The organism is Aquimarina algiphila, from assembly GCF_007489275.1.
GTDB classification, from domain to species: Bacteria; Bacteroidota; Bacteroidia; order Flavobacteriales; family Flavobacteriaceae; genus Aquimarina; species Aquimarina algiphila.
On record NZ_VLNR01000064.1, the window covers coordinates 26,314 to 46,284 of the forward strand.

The window sequence follows — 19,971 nt, forward strand, 5'->3', positions numbered from 1 at the left end:
AAACAAAGTTTAGAGGCTAACATAATAGCAGCTCACATACCTAACAAAATAATATTCTCGAATGTTATAGGGAATTTGGTGTTTGACTGGACGATGGTTATGAAAACTTCTAGGTCAGGGCAATTTAAGTATAGTCCTGATCTAGATGGGGAAGTGACTGTGAACTTATTGGATATTACAAAGTTAATTTATGAGAGTATAGATAATTTCACTGACCCATTTGATTATACCACAACTACATTATTCAAAGAATCAGACGGCTATCACTACTCTAAGCTTAATATGACTTTCGAAGATGCAACCGAAACTCCGATAAATGTAAATGATATCGCTGTAGTAAATGGTGTGTTTCAGACGAAAGAATGTAGGATATATCCAGAATCAGTTGATGTTGAAATAGGGGAACCGCCAGTGGATGACGACCTATTGTTAAATTTTGATTTAAATGAAGTTGTAGTATGAGTTTACCAATATGGGAAGGATACCCACATACAACCACGGTTCTAAGAGCAAATGGATTAGAGAGAGTATTGGATTATGATCCGGTATTAAACCCAGTTCCTGATATGACTTACGCAACTGAGTTTAGAAAGCAGTGTTCAGGAGTATATGTAAAATGGTTAAATAGATATGGAGCTTATAAATATTGGTTATTTAGTAATGTGTTAAAAGAAAGTATTAAAACCAAGTCATTAGGAACTATTCAAAATGATTGGGATAATAGAATAATTGCATTTTCTGAAAAACATGAAATAGGAAAACAAAGCACTTTGAGTGTAGAAATATATGACAGGATAGAGTACAAATATATGCGTAAAGTTAAGGATGTATTAGAAAGTCCAGAGGTTTATATGTATATGGATCAGTTACCAGTAATTGACAGCGAACTATCAACTAGATATTGTGGTTGGATCAAAGTAATTGTTAAACAAGGGAACTATTCTCTAATAAATACTAAAAATAATACTGAGGAAATAAGACTAAAGATAGAATTGCCAAAATCTTATGTACAGACATTGATATGACAGAGATATTTTTTAATAATTATAAGCTTGATCTCGGTACATCTGTAGTTACAGAAAACCGTCAAATCAATTCTTTCTTTGATTTAAAGGATAGGCAAACTAATTATACCAACAAATTCAATTTACCCGAGACACCACGTAATAGAATTGCCATGGAGATGTTTGGGGCTATTGGTGAGACTTCAGATATACCTCAAAAAATTAATAATGTAAATGTATTTAGAAATGGTATTCCTACTATTCAGAATGGTAAAGGAATAGTAAAAAAAAGAAAGTATGGTAAAGGGTATGATCTAAATATTCAGTTTGGGAATTATTCTATTTATGATGCAATCGAGAACAAAGACTTATCGGATCTTGATTTTTCTTCAATAAATCATACATTCACAAGAGATACTATTGTTAATTCATGGAATAATACTTGGGAGAATGGATATATCTATACTATAGGTGACTTTGGTTTTGTGAACTCAAATAATAATGGTTCTCCAATCGATGCAAGGTATCAGGTGCCTTCTGTTTTCTTTAAGTGGATATGGGACAAGATATTTGAAGAATCGGGTTATACGTATACTTATGACGGGGATATAAACATTTTTGAAATAGAAGATTTCACAACTAGGGTTCATACCATAACTAATCCTAAAGAAAATATATTAGGACAAGTAACCAATTTCAAAGACCTATTATCCGGAATTTCTCAAAAGAGTTTTATTAAATCTGTTATCCAAGATTTTGGGTTAATGATGGATAAAGAAGATTTATCCTCTGAGTATAGATTTATTCTGGTTCAAGAATTTCTTTCATTCGATCAACCAACAGTTGATTTAAGCAGAAAATTTAATTCGGCATCCAGTGTTGATGCCAATCTAAAAGGATATGCAAAAGAAAATGTTTTAAAATACAATTATGATAACTCGGAAGATGAATTCTCCGATGGGGTTTTTGAGGTAAATAATGAAACATTAAAAGATCGTAAGACAATGTTCACTAGTCCTTTTAAAGTTCCTGAGCAATCAAGTATTAATGTTAATAGCTATAATCTGTTCACGTTTTCTCACTTCAATGCAACTAGAAACGATGATGGAACCATTAAGGAAGTAAAGTCCAAAAAAACAAAAGCATATGTGCACAACACAGTAAGAGCAAGTGGTCAAATTAGATATGATTTCGATGATGGATCACAGAAAACAGTTTTAACAAATGCGGCATATGCAGCATTTGTAGGCTTGACATATTCCGAGATTATATCTAAATGGTATAGCAACTTTGTAAATCTCTTGCAAAAACCTCGATTGTATGAAGCAACCATGACTTTTAATTCAATAGACTTGATACAGTTCGATTTCTTTAAGCAGGTATATATAAAACAATTAGGAGCTTATTTCTATATGAATAAAATAAAAGGATTTAAACCTGGAAAAGTCACGAAATGTGAACTTATAAAAATTAACAAGCCTGATAAACTAGGTGAATTCAGTGATGACTTTAATGAAGATTTTAATATTTAGATAATGGCAAAACAAGGGAGATCGGGGTTAAATGGATTAGTTAATTCACTAGTCCCAGACAATTTAATAAAATTTATTACAGCTTTCAGAATGAGAAATGTCCTAAAAGATTACAGGGATTCTCATTTCAATTTGACCGATGATGATATGTATGATGTAAACTTTAATAACCTAGGCACGGGGTTGACTTCTACAAACGCGGGTGATGCTATAATTGAGATCAATAATAAGGTTAGGCCATTTTTAGGAGGAGGGACTATTAGATTTGGAGATATTGGAGGGGAACCAAACGGAACTCCTATAGCAATTTTAGATGGAACTTTTACACAATGCACTGCCATTCAAGATGCAGGAGTCGACATAGGATCAATTTATGAAGTTCGAATGGAGGATATAGGAACTGATCAATATCAGGTACTTCCAACGATTATATACAATGGAAATTTTAACAACAAGGTCTATTTTGGAACTACTGGAGTTAAAACTGCGACTAAGTTTAACTTTTTTATGGGGGAAGCAAGGGCAACTGGAATTTCTCAAAATGTAGATCTAGAGTTGATCCTAATTAAAAAGTTTGGATAATGGCAAAAAAGATAAATCTTGTTGATTTTGAAATTGAAGGTATCGATAAAATAATATCAGATACAGGTGATTTGATTTCTGAGCAGAATAGGCTTAAGAAGTCTAATGCTGATTTAAAGAAAAACACCGAAGGACTTACCAATGCTACTGATGCTCAACGACAACGATATGTTCAGAACCAAATTGAAATTAAAAGGTTAAGTTCTGAAATAAGAACTAATAATAAAATTGTAGAAGCTCAAACTTCAGCACAGAAACTATTAGGTGATGCCTTGAATAGAAATGTTGATACAGAAGCTAAGGCGAGAGCTAGTAATGCTGAATTAATATCTATACGGAAAACTCTAAATAGGAATACGGAAGAGGGAAGAGAACAAATAGATAAGATCAATAAAAAGCTTGATGAGAATAATAAAATCATAAAAGAAAATGTATCTGAATATGAGCAACAAAAAATAGGAATTGGTGATTATACCAGTGCCATTAAAGATGCTTTCGGTCAAACAGCTGGATTTAATAAAATTCTAGGTACTCTTCAACAAACATTTAAAACACTAGCTCCATTAGGTCAGGCCATTAAATCAGATTTTAATTCATTAGCTGCAAGTTATCGACAAGGAGCGGCAGAAGCTCGGGCTCTGTCTGGAACACAAAGATTAGTTGCTCAATCTACCAACATTGTAAATACAGCATTAAAAGCTTTTAAAATTGCACTTATAAGTACAGGGATAGGCGCCATACTTGTTGCCGTAGGTGCTCTTATTGCTTTTTTAACTTCTACTCAGGAAGGGATCGACAAAGTAAATAGTGTTCTTATTCCATTAAGAGTAATTTTTGAATCATTAGTAGGGTTATTACAGAAAGTTGGGAAAGCATTATTTGAAGCATTCTCGAATCCTAAAGAAGTTCTTACAGATCTACTAGATTTTATAAAGAACCAGGTTATAAACCGATTTCAAGGATTAGCTAAAATAGTAAAAGGAGCACTCACATTTGATTTAAGCTCGATTAAGGAAGGTATAGCTCAAACTGAAAAAGCTAATAAGGTAATAATTGACGGAATAAAAGGAGCTGCTGATGCAGTTAGTAACACTGTAAAAGATGCTATATCAAGAGGTAAGCAAATTGCAGAATTAACGAAACAAATTGAAAATGCAGAGGTAAGAATAATCGGGGTAAGAGCTAATCTGAATGATCAGCTAAAACAACAGGAACAGATTGCTAAGGATATTACTTTATCTACAACCGAGAGGTTAGAGGCTACTGAGGAAGCCAGAAGACTAGCCAAAGCCATACAAGATGAAGAGAACAAAATTCTAGAACTCAAGATTCAGCAATTAGAATTAGAACAAAAATCAAATGATACAAGCCGTGAAGAACAAAAAGAACTAGAAGAACTAAGAGCCCAATTGGTACGTAATCAAACTCAGGAAAGACAAACAGAACTTAGATTTTTAGGAGCTAGAAACGCGATTTTAAAAGAACAAGAAGCGGCTAGGCAAAAAGCAATTGATAAAGCGATTAAGCAAAACCAAAATGAATTAAAACTATTCATAGCTACAGAAGGTAAGCGAGCTGAAAGTCTTCAAGAAAGACTAAAAGTTGCTGAGAAGATTGCAGAGGACGAGCTTGCTATTTCTAGAAGAAAACTAGAAACTGGTAGATTAAGCCAAATAGAATTTGAACTTGAAGTCTTAAGAATCAAAGAAGAGTTTCTAGAAAGACAGACCGAAGCAACAATAGAGAATCTGGAACAAGAACTTGAATTGTTTGAAGCGCAAAACCAATCTAGAATTGAACAAGGAGAACGGTTAACAGATGCTTTAGTTGAACAAGAGATTGAAAGGTTAAATGCTATTTATGAAGCAGAACAGGAAATACTAAAAGAACAAAGAGAAGCCGATCTTATTAGCGAGTTAGAATTTCTTACCGCTAAACAAGAATTAAAAAACAATTTCGATGCAGAGCAAGAAGAAATTAAATCTGATTTAGAAAACCAAAAAATAGAGGAGAGGTTAGCTAAGGAAGCTTTAGAATTTGAAGAAAGAATATTAAGTCTCGAGGAACGTAACGCCACTGAATTCGAATTACAACAAGCAAACTTAGAAAGACAACAAGAACTTGAACTTGCTAAAGCTAACAAAGAAATTCAAAACCAAGAATTACTTGAGAAAGCAAAAAGCAATATTGAAAGAAAGTATGCACTTAAAAATGCAGAAATTGAAGGAGCGCTTTCTAAAGCAAAGATCGATGCAAGGTTACAAGTTCTAAGTGCTGTAGGTCAGATTTTTGGAAAAGAAAGCGCTATAGGAAAAGCTACTGCGATTGCTGAAACAACCATAACTACTTTTCAATCAGCTACAAATGCATTTAATTCGTTAGCAGGAATCCCAGTAGTCGGTCCTACATTAGGAGCTGTTGCTGCCGGTGCTGCTGTGGCATCTGGATTAGCAAATGTGGCTAAAATTGTTGGTATAAATATTGGGGGTGCAGATGTTGCCGGAGGGCTTAGTTCATTATCTTCTGGAGTTCAAGCTGTAGGTGCAACTATTCCTAAAGGAGAGCAAGGAGGTTTACTAAAAGGAGCAAGACATTCTCAAGGAGGAATATTAATCGAGGCCGAAGATGGTGAAATGATAATGAAAAGGGAGGCGGTTAGTATGTTTTTACCACAGCTCCAACAAATGCAAATTGCGGCAGGTGGTAATCCTGGATTATTAGGACAACCTTTTGCACGTAATGGAGGGATTACTTCAAGATCGTTAACAAGAGAGTCTAATAACCTACAATCAACACAACAGTTAATAGAGGATAACATTCAAAACATTAAAGTTACCAATGTTGCAGAGGATACTATTGGAGTTTTTAATGATGGGATAGAAGTACAAAATCAAGCAGACTTATAATGAATAGGATAAAATCGGGAATCAAAAATATTGATAAGGTGGCTAAAGCTGTTACCAAGAGAGTTTTAAACATTGATTCAACAGAAGCGGAACGGAGACTTTCAATTTGTAATACATGTATGCATAGTATACCAGACAAAGTATTCGGAGGAGAGATGTGTGGAGCAAAAGATGAGAATGGAGAAATTTGTCTTTGCCCTATTAAGAATCTTATTTATTCAGACAAAATTTGTGTTTTAAAAAAATGGTGAAATACGATTTCATAAAAAAACTAGAAAGAGAAGGTATATTGAAAACCGCATTGAATATGGGTGTAGTGAGCTGTACTATTAATGCTCACAAAATAATATATGAGATGTACTTAAAAAATAAACAGTCAATTAAAAGCAAAATTTTATGCTATCAATTGACTGCTGAAGATTGTAAAGTAAGTAAAGAAACTGTTAAACGAGTGGTAACAGATTTCAGTAGAAGTATTTAGCTTTTTGGAACTAGGCGATATTCTAAAGTCACGAGTTTAAGTTCGCCTTTTACTTCTTTTCTAGTATTAATTTCTATTTCAAAACTACAAGATGAATTTGCAGATATATTAGCACAATCACCTTCTGTAAAATGTGAAACATAACCAACTGGATCACCTGGAAAACCTTCTTCTATAATATCTCCTTCCAATACTGAATCGTGTCCATGAAATCTATATTCAATTCCTTGAATATCATTATTTGAATTATTAAATATCGTTAAGCCTACAACTAAGGTGTTGTAGCTAAGATCAGGATTCTCAATAACTTTAAAAATTGGTTTGGATAATGTTATGGGTTCTACCCCTGAATCATCATCACTAGAACAACTAAATAAAATTAAAGCAAATAATAAAGTAAAGAATGGTTTCATGTTATTTTGGTTTTAAGTTTATAAAAAAAACATTTTTATTATTGAATTCAATGTGCTTTTACACATTGGACTGTGAAAATTTAAATCTCAAAGAGTGTAAATATGATAAAAAACTATCATATAAACAAATTATATTGATAAAATATTATCATTTAACTATTATTTGTATGATAATAAATTATCATATACCTTTGAAGAGTGGAACGAGTACAGCAAATAGCTAAGCTAAAAGGTAAGACCATGAATGATATTGCCAATCATATTGGTATTGCTCATCGTAGTTTATATTCTCGACTAAAATCTCCTAAACTCACAACATTGATACAAATAGCAGATTTTTTAAATGTGGATGTGATAGAACTTATAGAGCCAACTTCTGATTATGCACACTTTTATTCAGATGGAGAATGGTTAGGTGTAAGAAAGAAATAAAGCTTATAACATTTCGTTTAATTCATGCTCAAACTTTTGGTATTCATTACTATTATGAAGTTTCCTAAGTAGATACTGTTTTCTTAATTCTACAAAAATAGATTTCAATAGGTAATAAATTGACTTCATAAAGTAAATAAGTCCTTTACACAAAAAATATATCCCAATAAGGGCTATGATTCCACCTATTATCATGTTTCAAAGATAGAAAAAAAAGGTCAAATTACTGACCCATATTGTAAGACAATTGTAAATAATTTTGGGGTATGAGTATTGGAACAATCTACATAGTAGGAGATATTGGAAATCTAGATGGCAAGGGGATTACACTTGAAAGTGTAATAGCTCAAGTTAATGCTAATAAAGATGCTCCGGAATACTTAGTTAAAATTAAATCATTAGGAGGTAGCGTTGAAGTTGGGTTTGATATCCACAATTATCTTAAGTCTTTAGACAAACCTGTTACTACTCTTGCAATAGGTGAAGTTGCTAGCATTGCTTCTGTAATTTTTATGGCAGGTACTAAACGTATTATGCTACCAAATTCACATTTATTAATTCACAATCCTTGGTTACAACCACAAGGAGGTTATGAGGCTGATCACCTAATTACATTAGGAAATGATTTAAAGAAAACCGAAAGTGAATTAGTTGATTTCTATGCTAAACAAACAGGAAATACAAAAGAAGCGATCTCTCCACTTATGAGAGATGAAACCACTATAGACCCTAAAAGAGCAAAGGAATTAGGGTTTGCTACTGAAGTATTAGAAGTAAAAGCAGAGCCCTTTGCATATTTAACTCACAACAAAAAACAAAAAATGAATACTAAAAAAAAGAAATCATTTATTTCTCAGTTCATGGATGCTTTGAAAGATGAAGAAGTGTTAAACCTCGTAATCAAAACTGCAGATGGTTCAGATTTAGATTTTCCTGAGTTAGAAGATGGGGACACTATAATGTTAGGTGCTAAGGCTACTATTGATGGAGAAGATGCACAAGGGGAATATTTAATGGCTACAGGTCAAACTTTTGTGTTTGAGTCGGGAGAATTAACTGAAATCAAAGAGGAAGAAATGGAAGAAGAGGCGAGCTTTGATCCTGAAAAATTCAAACAAGAAGTGATTGAAGCGGTTTCAACAATTTTCAATAAGAAGATTGAAAAAGTTGAGGAAGAAAATAAATCTCTCAAAGAAACTATTGAGAAGAGAGAGAAAGTATTTGCGTCATTGAAGGCCTTGGCATCTAAGGAAGATGCAGATAAGAAGGGACAAGGGAAAAAGCCAGGTGAACATAAAAATAAAAAGCCCGTAAATGTTCTGGCTAACGGGATTGCTAACAGAAAAAATAAATAATTATGGCATTTAATATAGATGTACAGGTATTATTAGACTCAATTAATAAATTAAGTGATGCTGATAAGGTTTCATTTAATGAAATTATCTTTAAGGAATACATTCAAAGTGGTGATATTACGGAGTATCATGATATTATTACAGGTGTAAAGTGTAATTCACCGATCCCTTTTGGAGATTCAGAACAACCTTGGGATTTTATGCACAATGCAGCTCGTAGGGCTTCTGCCTGTGATAGCATCACTACTGAAGTTGGAGTTACTTTGTCTAAAAAGACATGGAATACAGCAGTATATACCAATGCAATTGAATTCTGTTATAAAGACATTGATTGCAAGCTTAAAGACTTCATGAACTCGGAGCGATGCAGTGACCCAGATCCTAACGGGACTCTATACTTAGATTTTTTAGTTGATTTAGTTGGACAAAATATTAGAAACTCTCATTGGACGAAAACTTATTTCTCCGGTATAACTTCAACTCATCCAGCTCTTAACGGGCATGATGGATTATTTGTTCAATACGTTGCTATTTCAAACTCTAGGCCTGAGCAAAGAATTACTATTGATGAAAATGCAGGCGCAACCTATGCCGATCAGAAACTTGGCTACACAACAGGGTATGATACTTATAACGCTATCCATGAGGCAATGGAGGACAGCGAAACGCTTAGAGAAAAAGGTGATACACCTATTAAATCCACTAGAGAACTTGCTACAAACTATTTAAGATGGTTACGTAAAGAAAAACAAGTTAATTGTTGTGAGCGTGATCCTCAAACGAATGTTTACACTCTTGAAGGATTAAATATTTATGGACGTCCAATAAAGGTAGTTAATGAATGGGATAAAATAATTAAAGCTGTTGATGGGGAGGGGAATCCAATTTTCCCAGAACTTAATAATGGAACTAGATACACGAATCCTCATAGAGCGGTTTGTACTTATAAATCTAATGAGCCAATAGGAACCTGTGATTCTGGTGAACTCTCTAACCTCGATATTGTATATAATCCGTATGACAAAAAAACGAAGGTAGAATCAGAGTATGATTTTGATGTAAAAGTTCTTAGGGATACGGACTTCATTTTAGCAATGTAAAAAAGGAGATATGTTAGATTGTAGCGAATTATGCGGTAAAATAGTAGCAGAACAAGTTATAGATTGTAATTCTATAATTGTAAAAGGAATTGAACAAGCTGTTCTGTTAATCAACCGCTGTGATATTGATAATTATTCTGTAGTGAAATCAGACACGGAGCACAAAGCAACTGCTATTAATTTAAAACCTGGTACTACAGGTTATTTAATTAAGGGGTTGAACGGAAAAAGCTTATTCAACGCATCTCACTCTATAAATGTGAATGACGATGCTCCAGACGATTGGAATCATACAGTGGCATTGAGAGGATGGAATCTTACTGAAGCCAATTTAGTTTATATAAGAAACCTTGGTAGAGGTGCAGATTTAGTTGCAATCACTTTGGATAAAACTGCTTCAGACGACTTAAATAAATACAAGGTATATGGCTTAGAAAACGGTTTGAAAATCGGTGAGTATTCGCAAAATACAGGTGAAAATAAAGGAGCATTTATCTATACATTGGCTAGTAAAGCTCCAGATTTCGAAACAGATCCTCCAGTAGTATGGTTGGAAGCTGATTTACCAGCTACGGATGCTAAATATCTAAACAAGTTAGCCGTAGCCGTAACTCCATAAATATGGAAAAACAAGAAATAATAAGATACTCGGCAAATCAAGTTAGGCAAAGCCCTGAGCTTTTTGCCGAGTTTCTTCGTCTATATGAGATAGAATTTGGGGTAAAACCAAATTGTGCGGGCTGTGCTTTTTCCAGCACCTTTTCAAAATGGAAAAAATCGTTTAATAAAATAATTCAAATGAAAAAACACGATAACACATTTAAGTTGAACCCAAAATATACTCAATTGTATGTTCCTGGTAATGGTGAGGTGATAACTTCTAATAGTGAAGATTCTTTAGTGATTGAATTTCTTACTCAAGAAGATGGTAAATATTTTGAATCTAGAAAATTGACTTTTTTCGAAGAGTTGCCTGAAGGTTTAACTGAGGAAGGGGAAATATTGGAAATCGAATCCTCAGAGGAGTTTTCTATTAGAATCAATGCTTTGATTGATAGTTATTATGAAGAAAACAGTGCTAGGATTCAGGAGCTTACTCTTGATGATCTTGAAACCTTTGAGATTTCAGACCTAGATACAGGTGAATTTGGTGATTTGATAACTGTTTATAATGATAACAAAATCCTTCTTGAGTCTGAATTTGTAGCTGTAAAATCGAATTTAAAATCTCAGGAAGAGAACCGATTAGAAGAAGCAGCGGCACGAGAAGCTGAAGCTGCTAAACAACAAGAAGAAGAACGTATTGCTGCAGCGAAGCAGTTAGAAATAGAAGAGGAAGAACGGAAAGCTGAAGAAGAGCGATTAGCAGAAGAATCTAAAAAATCTGAGGATCAAACCAAAGAAGTTAAGGCAGTCGAAGAGCCTAGTACAGAATTGAAAGTTGTAAAACCAAAAAAATCGACAAAAAACACCAACGTTAAAAAGAAGTAATAATTGGCAAGAGCTAAAATAATAGAGTTGTTTACACGTCTTTTTCCAGTAATGGAGAAAGACAACTCTATTTATTATAACGGGGAAGATAATAACTACCCTGAACGTATAGAAAGGTTAATTAATAACTCGGTTACCGCTAAGTTAGCAGCCAATAAGATGGCTGACTTTATTATTGGAAAAGGTTTTGAAGGTGATATCAACAAAGCAGTAATAAATACAAAAGGAGATACTTTTTATACCATTTTAAAAAAGATAGCAAGGTCAATAGCTTATCAAAAATCGTTCTTTCTACATATCAATTATAATATTGAAGGAGAACCAAATTATTTAGACGTAATTCCAGTAAAGAAAGGTAGAATTTCTAAAGAGGATGATTTTTTAAATAAAGGCAAAATTTGGGTTGCTAATAAATGGGAAATAACTAAGGGGTTTCCTAAGAAATCAAAAGAAAAAAAGAAATGGTATTACCCTTACAATCCAAATTTGGCAGTAATTAATGCTCAAAGAAATAAAGATTTTTATAAGTATAGTGATAATAAAAAGTTAGTTCTTACCACAAAGGAAAAGGTTGATTTAAAGATAGAAGGGTATAGAGGGCAAGTACTATTTGTAAATTTAGAGGATGAAAACATTTATGCAAATGCTTACATAGATCCTGCATATGAAGATGCAGATACCGAATACAGGATTTCAACATTCAGGAATGACAATATCCGAAATGGATTTATAGGCGCCACCGTAGCTACAGTTGCAGTTGATCCAGATGAAGATGAAGCAAAAATTACAGATGAGCAACTTAAATCATTATTAGGTGCTGAAAACTCTTCAAATATCTTAAAAGTAGAGGCTGAGGTTGATTCTAATGGAAAACTTAAAGAGGTCGTAAAATTTGAAACTGTAAAATCTGAGGTTGATACTAAGAGGTTTCAATATGATGAGCAAAAAACAGAGGAAAGACAATTAAACTGTTTTAATAATATCCCTAAGATATTGGTTAAGAATAGTGATTCATCCTTATTTGGAACTAGTGGGGAAGCTCTCAAAGTTGCACAGGAAATTTATAACCAAGAAACCGAAGAAGAAAGAAAAACTATAGAACAAACTTTAAATAAAATATTTAAAGGAGTTTATCCAGAATTCAAAATAAAAACAATTATCGATGGATCTACTGGTACAGAAGTCTGATTTTCAAAATATCACTCAAATAGCACATCATTGTGATTTTGAAGTGTTGGAGCAATATATCTTGGAGCGTCAGAATTTAGATTTAGTTAAGCTTTTAGGGAATTCTTTTTATGTTGATGTCATTGAAAATAGAGAGAATGTTGAGTACAAAGATTTGCTTGACGGCTCCAAATTTACAATAGAATGTGGAGGAAAAACTAAAACCCTAATTCACTTTGGGTTAAAGCGAGTGCTAATACATTATGCTTATGCAGCTTATATATATAGAAAGTCATTTGTAGATACACCATTTTCGGTGGTAGTGAAGCAAAGCGAAGATAGTATTCCGGTTTCTCCATCTGATTTGAAAGTAGTGCATGATGAAAATAGAAAGATGGCATATAGTTATTGGAAAATGACTCTAGAATATTTGTGTGCTAATGAAGACGAGTTTTCAAATTTTGATGAAACTTTATGTTCTGGTTGTACTGCTTGCAAGTGTAGTTGTGGTGGGAATGGATGTTCAAAGTGTAAAGGAGGTAAAACAGATGGTACAAGGAGAAACAAAGTTAAAGTAATCAAGAAGGATGACTAAGATAACATACGACAATAAAGTAGGAGTCAAACCAAAAACTGTAAGGAAAAATCAGGTTTGGGATGATGACATGAACGAGATCAAAGCGGTTGTCAACCAAAATGATGATAACGCTTTGTATCAAGGAGTGAATACATTAAAAAAATCTACTAAAATTCAGGTTACTCCAGACTTTGCAGTAAATATTAATGATGGAAAAGCAACATCTTTAATAGTTGGGGATGAACTAATACAAATAAATGGTAATATTAGAATTATACCAGATGGATTAATTCCTATGCCTGGAAATGCATTAGTTTATACTAATGCAGATGGAACTATTGGGCAAGCTGCTATGACAGGAGGAATGTCAGCTTATCAAGAATCATTTTTAGCAACTGATGCACAAACAAAAATAACACTATCAAGGAATATAGAATCGGCAATTCTAATTTTAAGTGTAGCGGGTGTTTCATTATCTCCTTCAGTAGATTATACGGTATTAAATAATGAGATTTCATTTAGCACACCTCTGGAGGTTGGAGAGAATGTTCTAGTAACATATTTTTTAAATTCAGGAACTGGCAGTGGGGGAAGCGGAGGAGCTGATACAAATATTACGTATAATGTTGATACAAGACAAATTTCATCAAGTACAGGAACAGGTTTTGTATTCCCTTTATCGAATAAAGACAATGCAGGTCTAATGCCAAATGGTTTCTATGAGGAATATACATTCTTTGGTTCATTACTTGATGTGGGTGGAGGTGCAACATATACTATTGGAGGCTCAAATGAGGGGCGAGCCATTAGAATAGGAAAGAAGGTTTCTTTTACCATGATCTTAACCGGAATAAATACGGTCGGAACCCCATCTAGTCAATTGCAAATAGAAGGTTTCCCTGAAACTTCAGTTATCAATGAGGTTCCTGATCAAGCAGGGATTGATGTTACTATTTTTTCAGGTTCAAATATTAACTTTTATTCTTTATCAGGAAATATGTCAAATGTATTTCCAGGGGGCGGTTCAAAGAGAAGGGTAGGCCTTGTTGGTCAGACATCTTTTGATAATTCTATAAGTTTAATTTCAGGAGTGACTTTTACCAATGGTGTAATTGGACTTTCTGGTTTTTACTTCATACCATAAAATTAAAAATAAATGACAAAAATAACCAAAAGATGGATCATTGAAGAACCAAAAAACACACCCGTAAATCCAATTGTTAATGGATACACCATAATGAATGCACTACCAGAAACTACAGCTTTTGCTGTTGGACATATTTTTTTTGGTATGAATGGCGATGAATTTGTAATGGGTCAGGTAATAGCATTACCCTTTGATATTAATGACAAAACTAAAGTGAAAATACACCTAAATAATATATAATGAAGAAAATAATTTTTATAGTAACTTTTTTAATGATATGTATTGGTTTTGCTCAAAAACCTATGGTTGATGTGATACGATTTGAAACGAGCTCTACAACTCCATCAGCCCCTAGTGCCGGATGGCTATATATGGATGATTCATATGGATTAAATATTTATAATGGTACAACATGGAATCCTTTAGGAGGTTTATCAGGAATTAACATCACTGATGGGACTAATACTTTAAATGGAGTATCTACTATTAATTTCACAGGCGCTACTATTTCTGGTACTTCACCGAATGGAATGGTAACTATTTCAGGAGGAGGAGGTTCTGGCACTGGACTGGAACTAAAAACAGAAAATGGAAATGATTTTTGGACATTAGTTGGAAGAGACCCCGCTAATTATGGTGATAGAGGTGCTTTTGCGATTGATTTTTCTTTTAGTAACAACCCTTCGACAACAAAAGGAGCTACGGGAGTAGGATCCGTTGCTTTTGGTACAAGTGATTCACCTGGTTTATTATCATTCGCGGCTAATGGAGATAATAATTCAGGAGGAGATTATTCAGCTTCTTTTAATTCTGATACAGATTCATCAGGTTATGCTAGTTTTTCGGCCGGAGAAGGGACTTCAGCACCTTCATATGCTGAGTTTTCTATAGGCTCTTTTCCGATTGTATATACTCCAATATCTACAACTGCTATTGAATCCACAGATAGGATTTTTAATGTGGCAAATGGAACGTCTTCAAATCCGAAAAATGCTTTTACCATTTTCAAAAATGGATCTGTAATTTTATATCCTGTTTCTAAATCTTCAATTACAAATGCTCAATCTGGAATGATTATTTTTGATTCTGATGAAGCAAATAAAATGAAATACTATGACGGTACGAACTGGAGAGAGATAACAACAACAGTTGATTAAATAATTAAAACCTACTTCATGAATACAATATTATTTATTATAAAGAAATTCATTTATAAAAATCTACTAAGTATACATAGCGGAACTGTATTAGCTAAGGTTAAATCAACTTTTTATTTATCTTTAATTACTTCACCATTTGGGTTTCTTGGAGAAAAGATAATGGAATGGTTTTCTATTAATTTTGTTTATGTACTGTTCGTGATGGGGGCTATAATAGTTGATCATATTCTCGGATCATATATTCACGCATTTGTAAAACGAGATTTCTCAATGAAAGAAAACATCAAGGGATTTGTTCTGAAATGTTTGCTTGTTATTGCTGTTGGGTATCTAATAGAAGGTTTTAAGCATATTCTAGGTGGTGGTAATTTTATCACGGATTATTTTAGTGTAATTAGTAGATTAATGGTTTTTGTATACCCAGCAGGTTCTGCTTTAATGAATTGTTCTATCATTACTAACGGAAAATTCCCTCCTACATCTTGGATCAGCAAAATAACCAAGTTCAATAAAGATATGAACCTTGATGCCTTTAAAAATGCAAAAGGATAAATCTAAGCGTGTTATTCTTTTAAGGCATTGGAGCGATGGTAATCAAACAACTGGTTCTTTACTTGTGGTTAATGAAGAAGGTCAACCGATATTTGGATCATTGTGTATAGAACGTGGTGATCGAAATAACAAGAAAAATGTTAGTAGAATTCCTTCAGGAACTTATCCTTTAGTACTTGAGTATTCACCAAAATTCGAAATGAACCTTTGGGAAATAAAAAATGTTCCCAATCGATCAGAATGTAAAATACATTCGGCTAATTTTTGGGATCAACTTAATGGTTGTATTGCCCCAGGTATTAATCTAACTGATATTGACAAAGACGGGTATTACGATGTAACTTATAGTTCGAATACTACCAAGATGTTTCATAAGGCCCTTAAAAATTTAAAAGAAACTACTATTACCATAATTGATGAGATAGTATATTAAATTTTCATTTTTTTTGATTAGTGAAAATCATATCTAACACCTTTTGGTGCTCTTTGTCAATTACTTCATAAGGTAGTTTTCTTTGATATTTATAGGTAACTCCTTCAGGTTTGTGGCCCTGAATTTGCATAATTACCAATGTATCAATTAATAATTCGCCTGCAAGTGAACGGTAAATATATCTTGGAGATTTAGTTCTAATACGTTCTTTAAATTCAAGCTTATCAGACACTCGATTTAAGATTTTCCCAATATTATTTCTAAACTCAATATAATGGCCTGATGCTAAGTCAGGAATGAAGGAAAATACGTTCTCTTGAGTTTTGTCTCCATATTTGTCAATAACATATAAAGCAAAATCGGATAGCATATTGTCAACTAATGATCCTCCTTTTGGTTTATTCCTGTTTTTATATCTTCTGAATGAGATTCTATTTCTGTCGATATCTTTCCATTTTAAATACGCAATATCAGCAAAATCAAATCCACCTATCGCAATTTGAAAAAGCCACAATTCTACTGCTCTTATACAGGATAAAGCATTTTTTTTGGTTATCCCTTTATTATTAGACAATTTAACCCCTTCAGAAACAAATAATTTATAACTATCTATAAATTGGAATAACTTTTTAATATCGTCAATTGGGATATTTATTACCTCTTTTGTTGTTTCATTATTGATCAGGCCTAGAAATGGATTATCTTTTTTTATGTTTAAAGATTCTCTTTTCTGAGCTTCTTTATAGACTGCACGAATTTTTTTAAGATAAAAGTTAACACCCCCAGCTCCTTGTTTTGTGTTCATTTTTTTAAATCTTATGAATTTTTGAAGCCATTCATAATCAATATTGTTTATCAGAATATCATCTTCTTCTGTATAGGTAAGAAAGTATTTAACCTGTATTTTAGTTTCTTCGTATGCTTTTATGGATTTGGATAAGTCCTTAAGTTCTTTTATACGAATATCAAAAAACTCTAGTAGTTTTATTCCTGAATCATTTTGTATTTGTTGTATACGCTGTTTGAGTAAGAATATTTCTAATTCAGGATTATTGTCAAGGCCTTTTTGAATAACCTCAATAGAGGAATCAAGATCTAATTTTAATTTATTACAGTACTCAACTTCTTTTTCTAGGTTAGTCAACCTATTTGCTATTTCGGAATCTATTTTTAGTGTTTTACTATTCTGATATTTTTTTAATCCAATATATTTGTATCTACGTTTTGAGTAAACTTCAATCTTAATAGCATATCCCTTAGAAGTTTTCCTTTTAGTTTCTACAATTATATTGGCTTCTATCATACTTTAAAAGTGTCGAACATTTGTCTAACAAATCTAGTATTTTTTGGTATAAATTGGTTAGAAATGGACAAAATACTTAAGATTTATTGTCGAAAGAAACTGTCTAAAAACAAGGAAACCTACTGAAAATCAGTAGGTTTTGCCTTGTGAGCCCGATAGGATTCGAACCTATGACCGCCTCCTTAGAAGGGAGGTGCTCTATCCAGCTGAGCTACGAGCCCGTAACTCTGTAAAAGTCGGGGTGGCAGGATTCGAACCTGCGACCTCCGCGTCCCAAACGCGGCGCGATAACCGGGCTACGCTACACCCCGAAAATAAAAGTGCGGAGAGACCGGGACTCGAACCCGGGCGACACTTGCGCGTCGACAGATTAGCAATCTGCTCCATTACCACTCTGGCACCTCTCCTTATTCTTTTATGAACGTCGCATTATTGTTTCAAATGCGGATGCAAATGTAGCTTTTATGAATCTACAATGCAACATTTTTTTACCATATTTTTCTATTTGATTATTGCACGTTTTTAAAAAGTTGAAAATCAGTTTTTTCAGAAGAAATAAATTAGCTTACATTTTGATTTACGAGTTGAAGAATCCTTAAATACTTCTTTTATATATTTGTAAACTATTGACCTATACATTATGTTATGAATATGAACAAAAACAATATAGGAATGAATATGAAATGCTTTTTGGTATTTTTAGTATTTGTTTCTTCATATACTTTTGCCCAAAAGCCTATTCTTTTAGAAGATTTTACATTTAAATTAGGAGAGAAGTATAAAAGAATACGAAGTCTTAATACGTATCATGTAGCTTCTGGTAATCGGCTTGCCTCTATTAAAAAGGGACGTAATTCGATGACAATACAACGATATTCTCTTGATAACCTAAAAGAAGATGTAAAGAAACGACAAGTTGTAGAAGATAAAGGTGATTTTGAAACTGTGATGGAATTGGGAGGGAAAGCAGTTGTGTTTTATTCTATTAATGACAAAGCATATGCTCAAAAAGTTTCACTTACTGGTATAGTGGTAGAAAAACCAATCCAACTTGTAAATGATAGAGAAAATATTAATAGAGATTTTGGTTTTAAGAGCACATATGGGTTTGATGCCGGAGGAAGGATAAATAAGTTTGCTTTTAAAAAGTCTGCAGATGGTAAAAACCTCTTGGTCTTATTTCGTATAGAAACAGGCTCGAATAAAGCTGATAAAATAGGAATTGCTGTGTATAGTGATGCTTTAAATCTTCTTTGGAAAAGAAAAGTAACATTACCTTATCCCTCTAACAGAATCCAAAATGAAGATTTTGCTATAGGTAATGATGGACATTTTTATATGACTGCTTCAATTTTTAATGCAGAATCAGATGATAAAGATAAATTAGAAAACACATATCATACAGAAGTTTTTAAAATCACTCAGGATGGAAGCGAGGTTATTAAAAGTAAACTTGATATTTCTGGAAAATCAATAACTGATGCGGCTATAGAAGTAGATGACTCCGGGAAAATAAAAATCTCTGGTTTCTATGCGAATAGAGGTAATAAAAATGAGATTTCGGGTGTTTTTTCTGCGACACTGACTGATAATGGGACCGTAGGGTCTGTTATAAAGTCTGACATCCCTGAGGAAAATTTACAAGCTCTAATACTTAAAAGAGAAGAAAGGATAAATGAAGGAACTCAAAAAGACAATGATATGAAAGATCTTGAAAACCTTAGAGTTAATGATGTTGTTTTTAATGCAGATGGGAGTACAGTTTTATTTGGAGAACAACGCTTTGTAGAATCTTTTACAACATCGAGTTCGTCGGGATCAAGAACTACGTATAGATATTATTATAGAGATATTTTTGCTTTCAAACTCGATTCTAATGGTAGTATGATATGGATGCATAAATTACCAAAATATCAAATGGGAACAGTGAGTAAAAGGAGTATGTCATATAAGAACTTTATGCACGGAGGAAAACATTATTTATTCTATATTGACGATTTTACTAATCTAAAACGTTCATTTGATGAAACTCCAACACGATATTTTGATGGGAAGAAAGAGTTTATTTATCTAACATCTTATGTTATCGATGATACTACTGGAGAGACTACTAAAGAAGCTATCTTAACAGGAAGTGATGTTAGAAATTCTAGATTAGATGTTTTAGAAATTACTAAAGCTGCTACTTTGCCTAATAAAGATATGATTCTTGAAGCGTATGATGGGAAAAAGAATAATTTATTAGTCAAAATATCGATAGCAAAATAATAAGTAGACTACTTTTTGGTTATACCTTCGAACAAGTGTTTTTTTCTTTTTATAATACTATATAGTTA

At 33.0% G+C, this 19,971-nt stretch carries 20 protein-coding genes and 3 tRNA genes; 18 read left to right on the forward strand and 5 right to left on the reverse strand.

Annotation, left to right across the window (positions count from 1 at the left end; all coding sequences use genetic code 11):
* Positions 1-99: 99 nt before the first annotated feature.
* Genes FOF46_RS23565 through FOF46_RS23585 form a run of 5 tightly spaced genes read left to right on the forward strand, consistent with a single transcriptional unit; the run spans position 100 to position 6,024 of the window.
* On the forward strand, positions 100-462 hold the full coding sequence (locus FOF46_RS23565; protein WP_143918171.1) for a hypothetical protein: 363 nt from the start codon (positions 100-102) through the stop codon (positions 460-462).
* Complete coding sequence (locus FOF46_RS23570; RefSeq protein WP_143918172.1) at positions 459-1,025, forward strand: hypothetical protein; 567 nt, start codon at positions 459-461, stop codon at positions 1,023-1,025. The genes FOF46_RS23565 and FOF46_RS23570 overlap by 4 nt, the downstream gene beginning before the upstream one ends.
* Positions 1,022-2,536, forward strand: a complete 1,515-nt coding sequence (locus FOF46_RS23575; protein ID WP_143918173.1) for a hypothetical protein — start codon at positions 1,022-1,024, stop codon at positions 2,534-2,536. The genes FOF46_RS23570 and FOF46_RS23575 overlap by 4 nt, the downstream gene beginning before the upstream one ends.
* A gap of 3 nt (positions 2,537-2,539) precedes the next feature.
* A complete protein-coding gene (locus FOF46_RS23580) occupies positions 2,540-3,118 on the forward strand; it encodes a hypothetical protein (RefSeq protein WP_143918174.1) in 579 nt (192 codons plus the stop codon).
* Complete coding sequence (locus FOF46_RS23585; protein WP_143918175.1) at positions 3,118-6,024, forward strand: coiled-coil domain-containing protein; 2,907 nt, start codon at positions 3,118-3,120, stop codon at positions 6,022-6,024. The genes FOF46_RS23580 and FOF46_RS23585 overlap by 1 nt, the downstream gene beginning before the upstream one ends.
* 477 nt (positions 6,025-6,501) lie before the next feature.
* On the opposite strand, the gene FOF46_RS23595 is transcribed toward FOF46_RS23585, so the two are convergent.
* Entirely contained in the window at positions 6,502-6,918 is a 417-nt protein-coding gene (locus tag FOF46_RS23595; RefSeq protein WP_143918177.1) for a hypothetical protein, read from the reverse strand.
* 198 nt (positions 6,919-7,116) lie between these two features.
* On the opposite strand from FOF46_RS23595, the gene FOF46_RS23600 reads away from it, so the two are divergent.
* The 12 genes from FOF46_RS23600 to FOF46_RS23655 all read left to right on the forward strand — a co-directional run bounded on the left by FOF46_RS23600 (position 7,117) and on the right by FOF46_RS23655 (position 16,332).
* Positions 7,117-7,350: a helix-turn-helix domain-containing protein gene (locus FOF46_RS23600; protein ID WP_244299729.1), complete on the forward strand. Its 234-nt coding sequence runs from the start codon at positions 7,117-7,119 to the stop codon at positions 7,348-7,350.
* A gap of 266 nt (positions 7,351-7,616) precedes the next feature.
* Entirely contained in the window at positions 7,617-8,705 is a 1,089-nt protein-coding gene (locus FOF46_RS23605; RefSeq protein WP_143918178.1) for a Clp protease ClpP, read from the forward strand.
* 2 nt (positions 8,706-8,707) lie between these two features.
* Positions 8,708-9,805, forward strand: a complete 1,098-nt coding sequence (locus tag FOF46_RS23610; protein ID WP_143918179.1) for a hypothetical protein — start codon at positions 8,708-8,710, stop codon at positions 9,803-9,805.
* A gap of 10 nt (positions 9,806-9,815) precedes the next feature.
* Positions 9,816-10,424: a hypothetical protein gene (locus tag FOF46_RS23615; protein ID WP_143918180.1), complete on the forward strand. Its 609-nt coding sequence runs from the start codon at positions 9,816-9,818 to the stop codon at positions 10,422-10,424.
* A gap of 2 nt (positions 10,425-10,426) precedes the next feature.
* Positions 10,427-11,296, forward strand: coding sequence for a hypothetical protein (locus tag FOF46_RS23620; protein ID WP_143918181.1), 870 nt, complete (start codon positions 10,427-10,429; stop codon positions 11,294-11,296).
* A gap of 3 nt (positions 11,297-11,299) precedes the next feature.
* Complete coding sequence (locus tag FOF46_RS23625) at positions 11,300-12,484, forward strand: hypothetical protein (protein ID WP_143918182.1); 1,185 nt, start codon at positions 11,300-11,302, stop codon at positions 12,482-12,484.
* Positions 12,459-13,058, forward strand: a complete 600-nt coding sequence (locus FOF46_RS23630) for a DUF6712 family protein (protein WP_143918183.1) — start codon at positions 12,459-12,461, stop codon at positions 13,056-13,058. Before FOF46_RS23625 ends, FOF46_RS23630 begins: the two co-directional genes overlap by 26 nt.
* Positions 13,051-14,184 carry a hypothetical protein gene (locus tag FOF46_RS23635; RefSeq protein WP_143918184.1) on the forward strand — a complete coding sequence of 378 codons (1,134 nt, stop codon included), beginning with the start codon at positions 13,051-13,053 and terminating at the stop codon, positions 14,182-14,184. The genes FOF46_RS23630 and FOF46_RS23635 overlap by 8 nt, the downstream gene beginning before the upstream one ends.
* A 12-nt stretch (positions 14,185-14,196) precedes the next feature.
* A complete protein-coding gene (locus FOF46_RS23640) occupies positions 14,197-14,427 on the forward strand; it encodes a hypothetical protein (RefSeq protein ID WP_143918185.1) in 231 nt (76 codons plus the stop codon).
* Complete coding sequence (locus FOF46_RS23645; RefSeq protein WP_143918186.1) at positions 14,427-15,344, forward strand: hypothetical protein; 918 nt, start codon at positions 14,427-14,429, stop codon at positions 15,342-15,344. The genes FOF46_RS23640 and FOF46_RS23645 overlap by 1 nt, the downstream gene beginning before the upstream one ends.
* Before the next feature lie 18 nt (positions 15,345-15,362).
* Complete coding sequence (locus tag FOF46_RS23650; protein ID WP_143918187.1) at positions 15,363-15,899, forward strand: hypothetical protein; 537 nt, start codon at positions 15,363-15,365, stop codon at positions 15,897-15,899.
* Positions 15,886-16,332: a DUF5675 family protein gene (locus FOF46_RS23655; RefSeq protein ID WP_143918188.1), complete on the forward strand. Its 447-nt coding sequence runs from the start codon at positions 15,886-15,888 to the stop codon at positions 16,330-16,332. The genes FOF46_RS23650 and FOF46_RS23655 overlap by 14 nt, the downstream gene beginning before the upstream one ends.
* 4 nt (positions 16,333-16,336) lie before the next feature.
* On the opposite strand, the gene FOF46_RS23660 is transcribed toward FOF46_RS23655, so the two are convergent.
* From FOF46_RS23660 to FOF46_RS23675, 4 genes are all read right to left on the reverse strand, one after another.
* Positions 16,337-17,635, reverse strand: coding sequence for a phage integrase SAM-like domain-containing protein (locus tag FOF46_RS23660; RefSeq protein WP_143918189.1), 1,299 nt, complete (start codon positions 17,633-17,635; stop codon positions 16,337-16,339).
* Positions 17,636-17,782: 147 nt separating this feature from the next.
* Positions 17,783-17,856, reverse strand: a tRNA-Arg gene (locus FOF46_RS23665).
* 15 nt (positions 17,857-17,871) lie between these two features.
* Positions 17,872-17,946: transfer RNA gene (locus FOF46_RS23670), tRNA-Pro, on the reverse strand.
* Positions 17,947-17,958: 12 nt separating this feature from the next.
* Positions 17,959-18,042 (reverse strand) — tRNA-Ser (locus FOF46_RS23675).
* A 265-nt stretch (positions 18,043-18,307) separates the two neighbouring features.
* Between FOF46_RS23675 and FOF46_RS23680 the strand changes: the two genes are divergently transcribed.
* On the forward strand, positions 18,308-19,903 hold the full coding sequence (locus tag FOF46_RS23680; protein WP_143918190.1) for a hypothetical protein: 1,596 nt from the start codon (positions 18,308-18,310) through the stop codon (positions 19,901-19,903).
* Positions 19,904-19,971 lie beyond the last annotated feature (68 nt).

What these genes read in the sequence shown, in the direction of transcription:
- FOF46_RS23565 (WP_143918171.1), top strand. Translation starts at nt 100, where the DNA reads ATGAAAACTTCTAGGTCAGGGCAATTTAAGTATAGTCCTGATCTAGAT.
- FOF46_RS23570 (WP_143918172.1), top strand. Translation starts at nt 459, where the DNA reads ATGAGTTTACCAATATGGGAAGGATACCCACATACAACCACGGTTCTA.
- FOF46_RS23575 (WP_143918173.1), top strand. Translation starts at nt 1,022, where the DNA reads ATGACAGAGATATTTTTTAATAATTATAAGCTTGATCTCGGTACATCT.
- FOF46_RS23580 (WP_143918174.1), top strand. Translation starts at nt 2,540, where the DNA reads ATGGCAAAACAAGGGAGATCGGGGTTAAATGGATTAGTTAATTCACTA.
- FOF46_RS23585 (WP_143918175.1), top strand. Translation starts at nt 3,118, where the DNA reads ATGGCAAAAAAGATAAATCTTGTTGATTTTGAAATTGAAGGTATCGAT.
- FOF46_RS23595 (WP_143918177.1), bottom strand. Translation starts at nt 6,918, where the DNA reads ATGAAACCATTCTTTACTTTATTATTTGCTTTAATTTTATTTAGTTGT.
- FOF46_RS23605 (WP_143918178.1), top strand. Translation starts at nt 7,617, where the DNA reads ATGAGTATTGGAACAATCTACATAGTAGGAGATATTGGAAATCTAGAT.
- FOF46_RS23610 (WP_143918179.1), top strand. Translation starts at nt 8,708, where the DNA reads ATGGCATTTAATATAGATGTACAGGTATTATTAGACTCAATTAATAAA.
- FOF46_RS23615 (WP_143918180.1), top strand. Translation starts at nt 9,816, where the DNA reads ATGTTAGATTGTAGCGAATTATGCGGTAAAATAGTAGCAGAACAAGTT.
- FOF46_RS23620 (WP_143918181.1), top strand. Translation starts at nt 10,427, where the DNA reads ATGGAAAAACAAGAAATAATAAGATACTCGGCAAATCAAGTTAGGCAA.
- FOF46_RS23630 (WP_143918183.1), top strand. Translation starts at nt 12,459, where the DNA reads ATGGATCTACTGGTACAGAAGTCTGATTTTCAAAATATCACTCAAATA.
- FOF46_RS23635 (WP_143918184.1), top strand. Translation starts at nt 13,051, where the DNA reads ATGACTAAGATAACATACGACAATAAAGTAGGAGTCAAACCAAAAACT.
- FOF46_RS23640 (WP_143918185.1), top strand. Translation starts at nt 14,197, where the DNA reads ATGACAAAAATAACCAAAAGATGGATCATTGAAGAACCAAAAAACACA.
- FOF46_RS23645 (WP_143918186.1), top strand. Translation starts at nt 14,427, where the DNA reads ATGAAGAAAATAATTTTTATAGTAACTTTTTTAATGATATGTATTGGT.
- FOF46_RS23650 (WP_143918187.1), top strand. Translation starts at nt 15,363, where the DNA reads ATGAATACAATATTATTTATTATAAAGAAATTCATTTATAAAAATCTA.
- FOF46_RS23655 (WP_143918188.1), top strand. Translation starts at nt 15,886, where the DNA reads ATGCAAAAGGATAAATCTAAGCGTGTTATTCTTTTAAGGCATTGGAGC.
- FOF46_RS23660 (WP_143918189.1), bottom strand. Translation starts at nt 17,635, where the DNA reads ATGATAGAAGCCAATATAATTGTAGAAACTAAAAGGAAAACTTCTAAG.
- FOF46_RS23680 (WP_143918190.1), top strand. Translation starts at nt 18,308, where the DNA reads ATGAATATGAAATGCTTTTTGGTATTTTTAGTATTTGTTTCTTCATAT.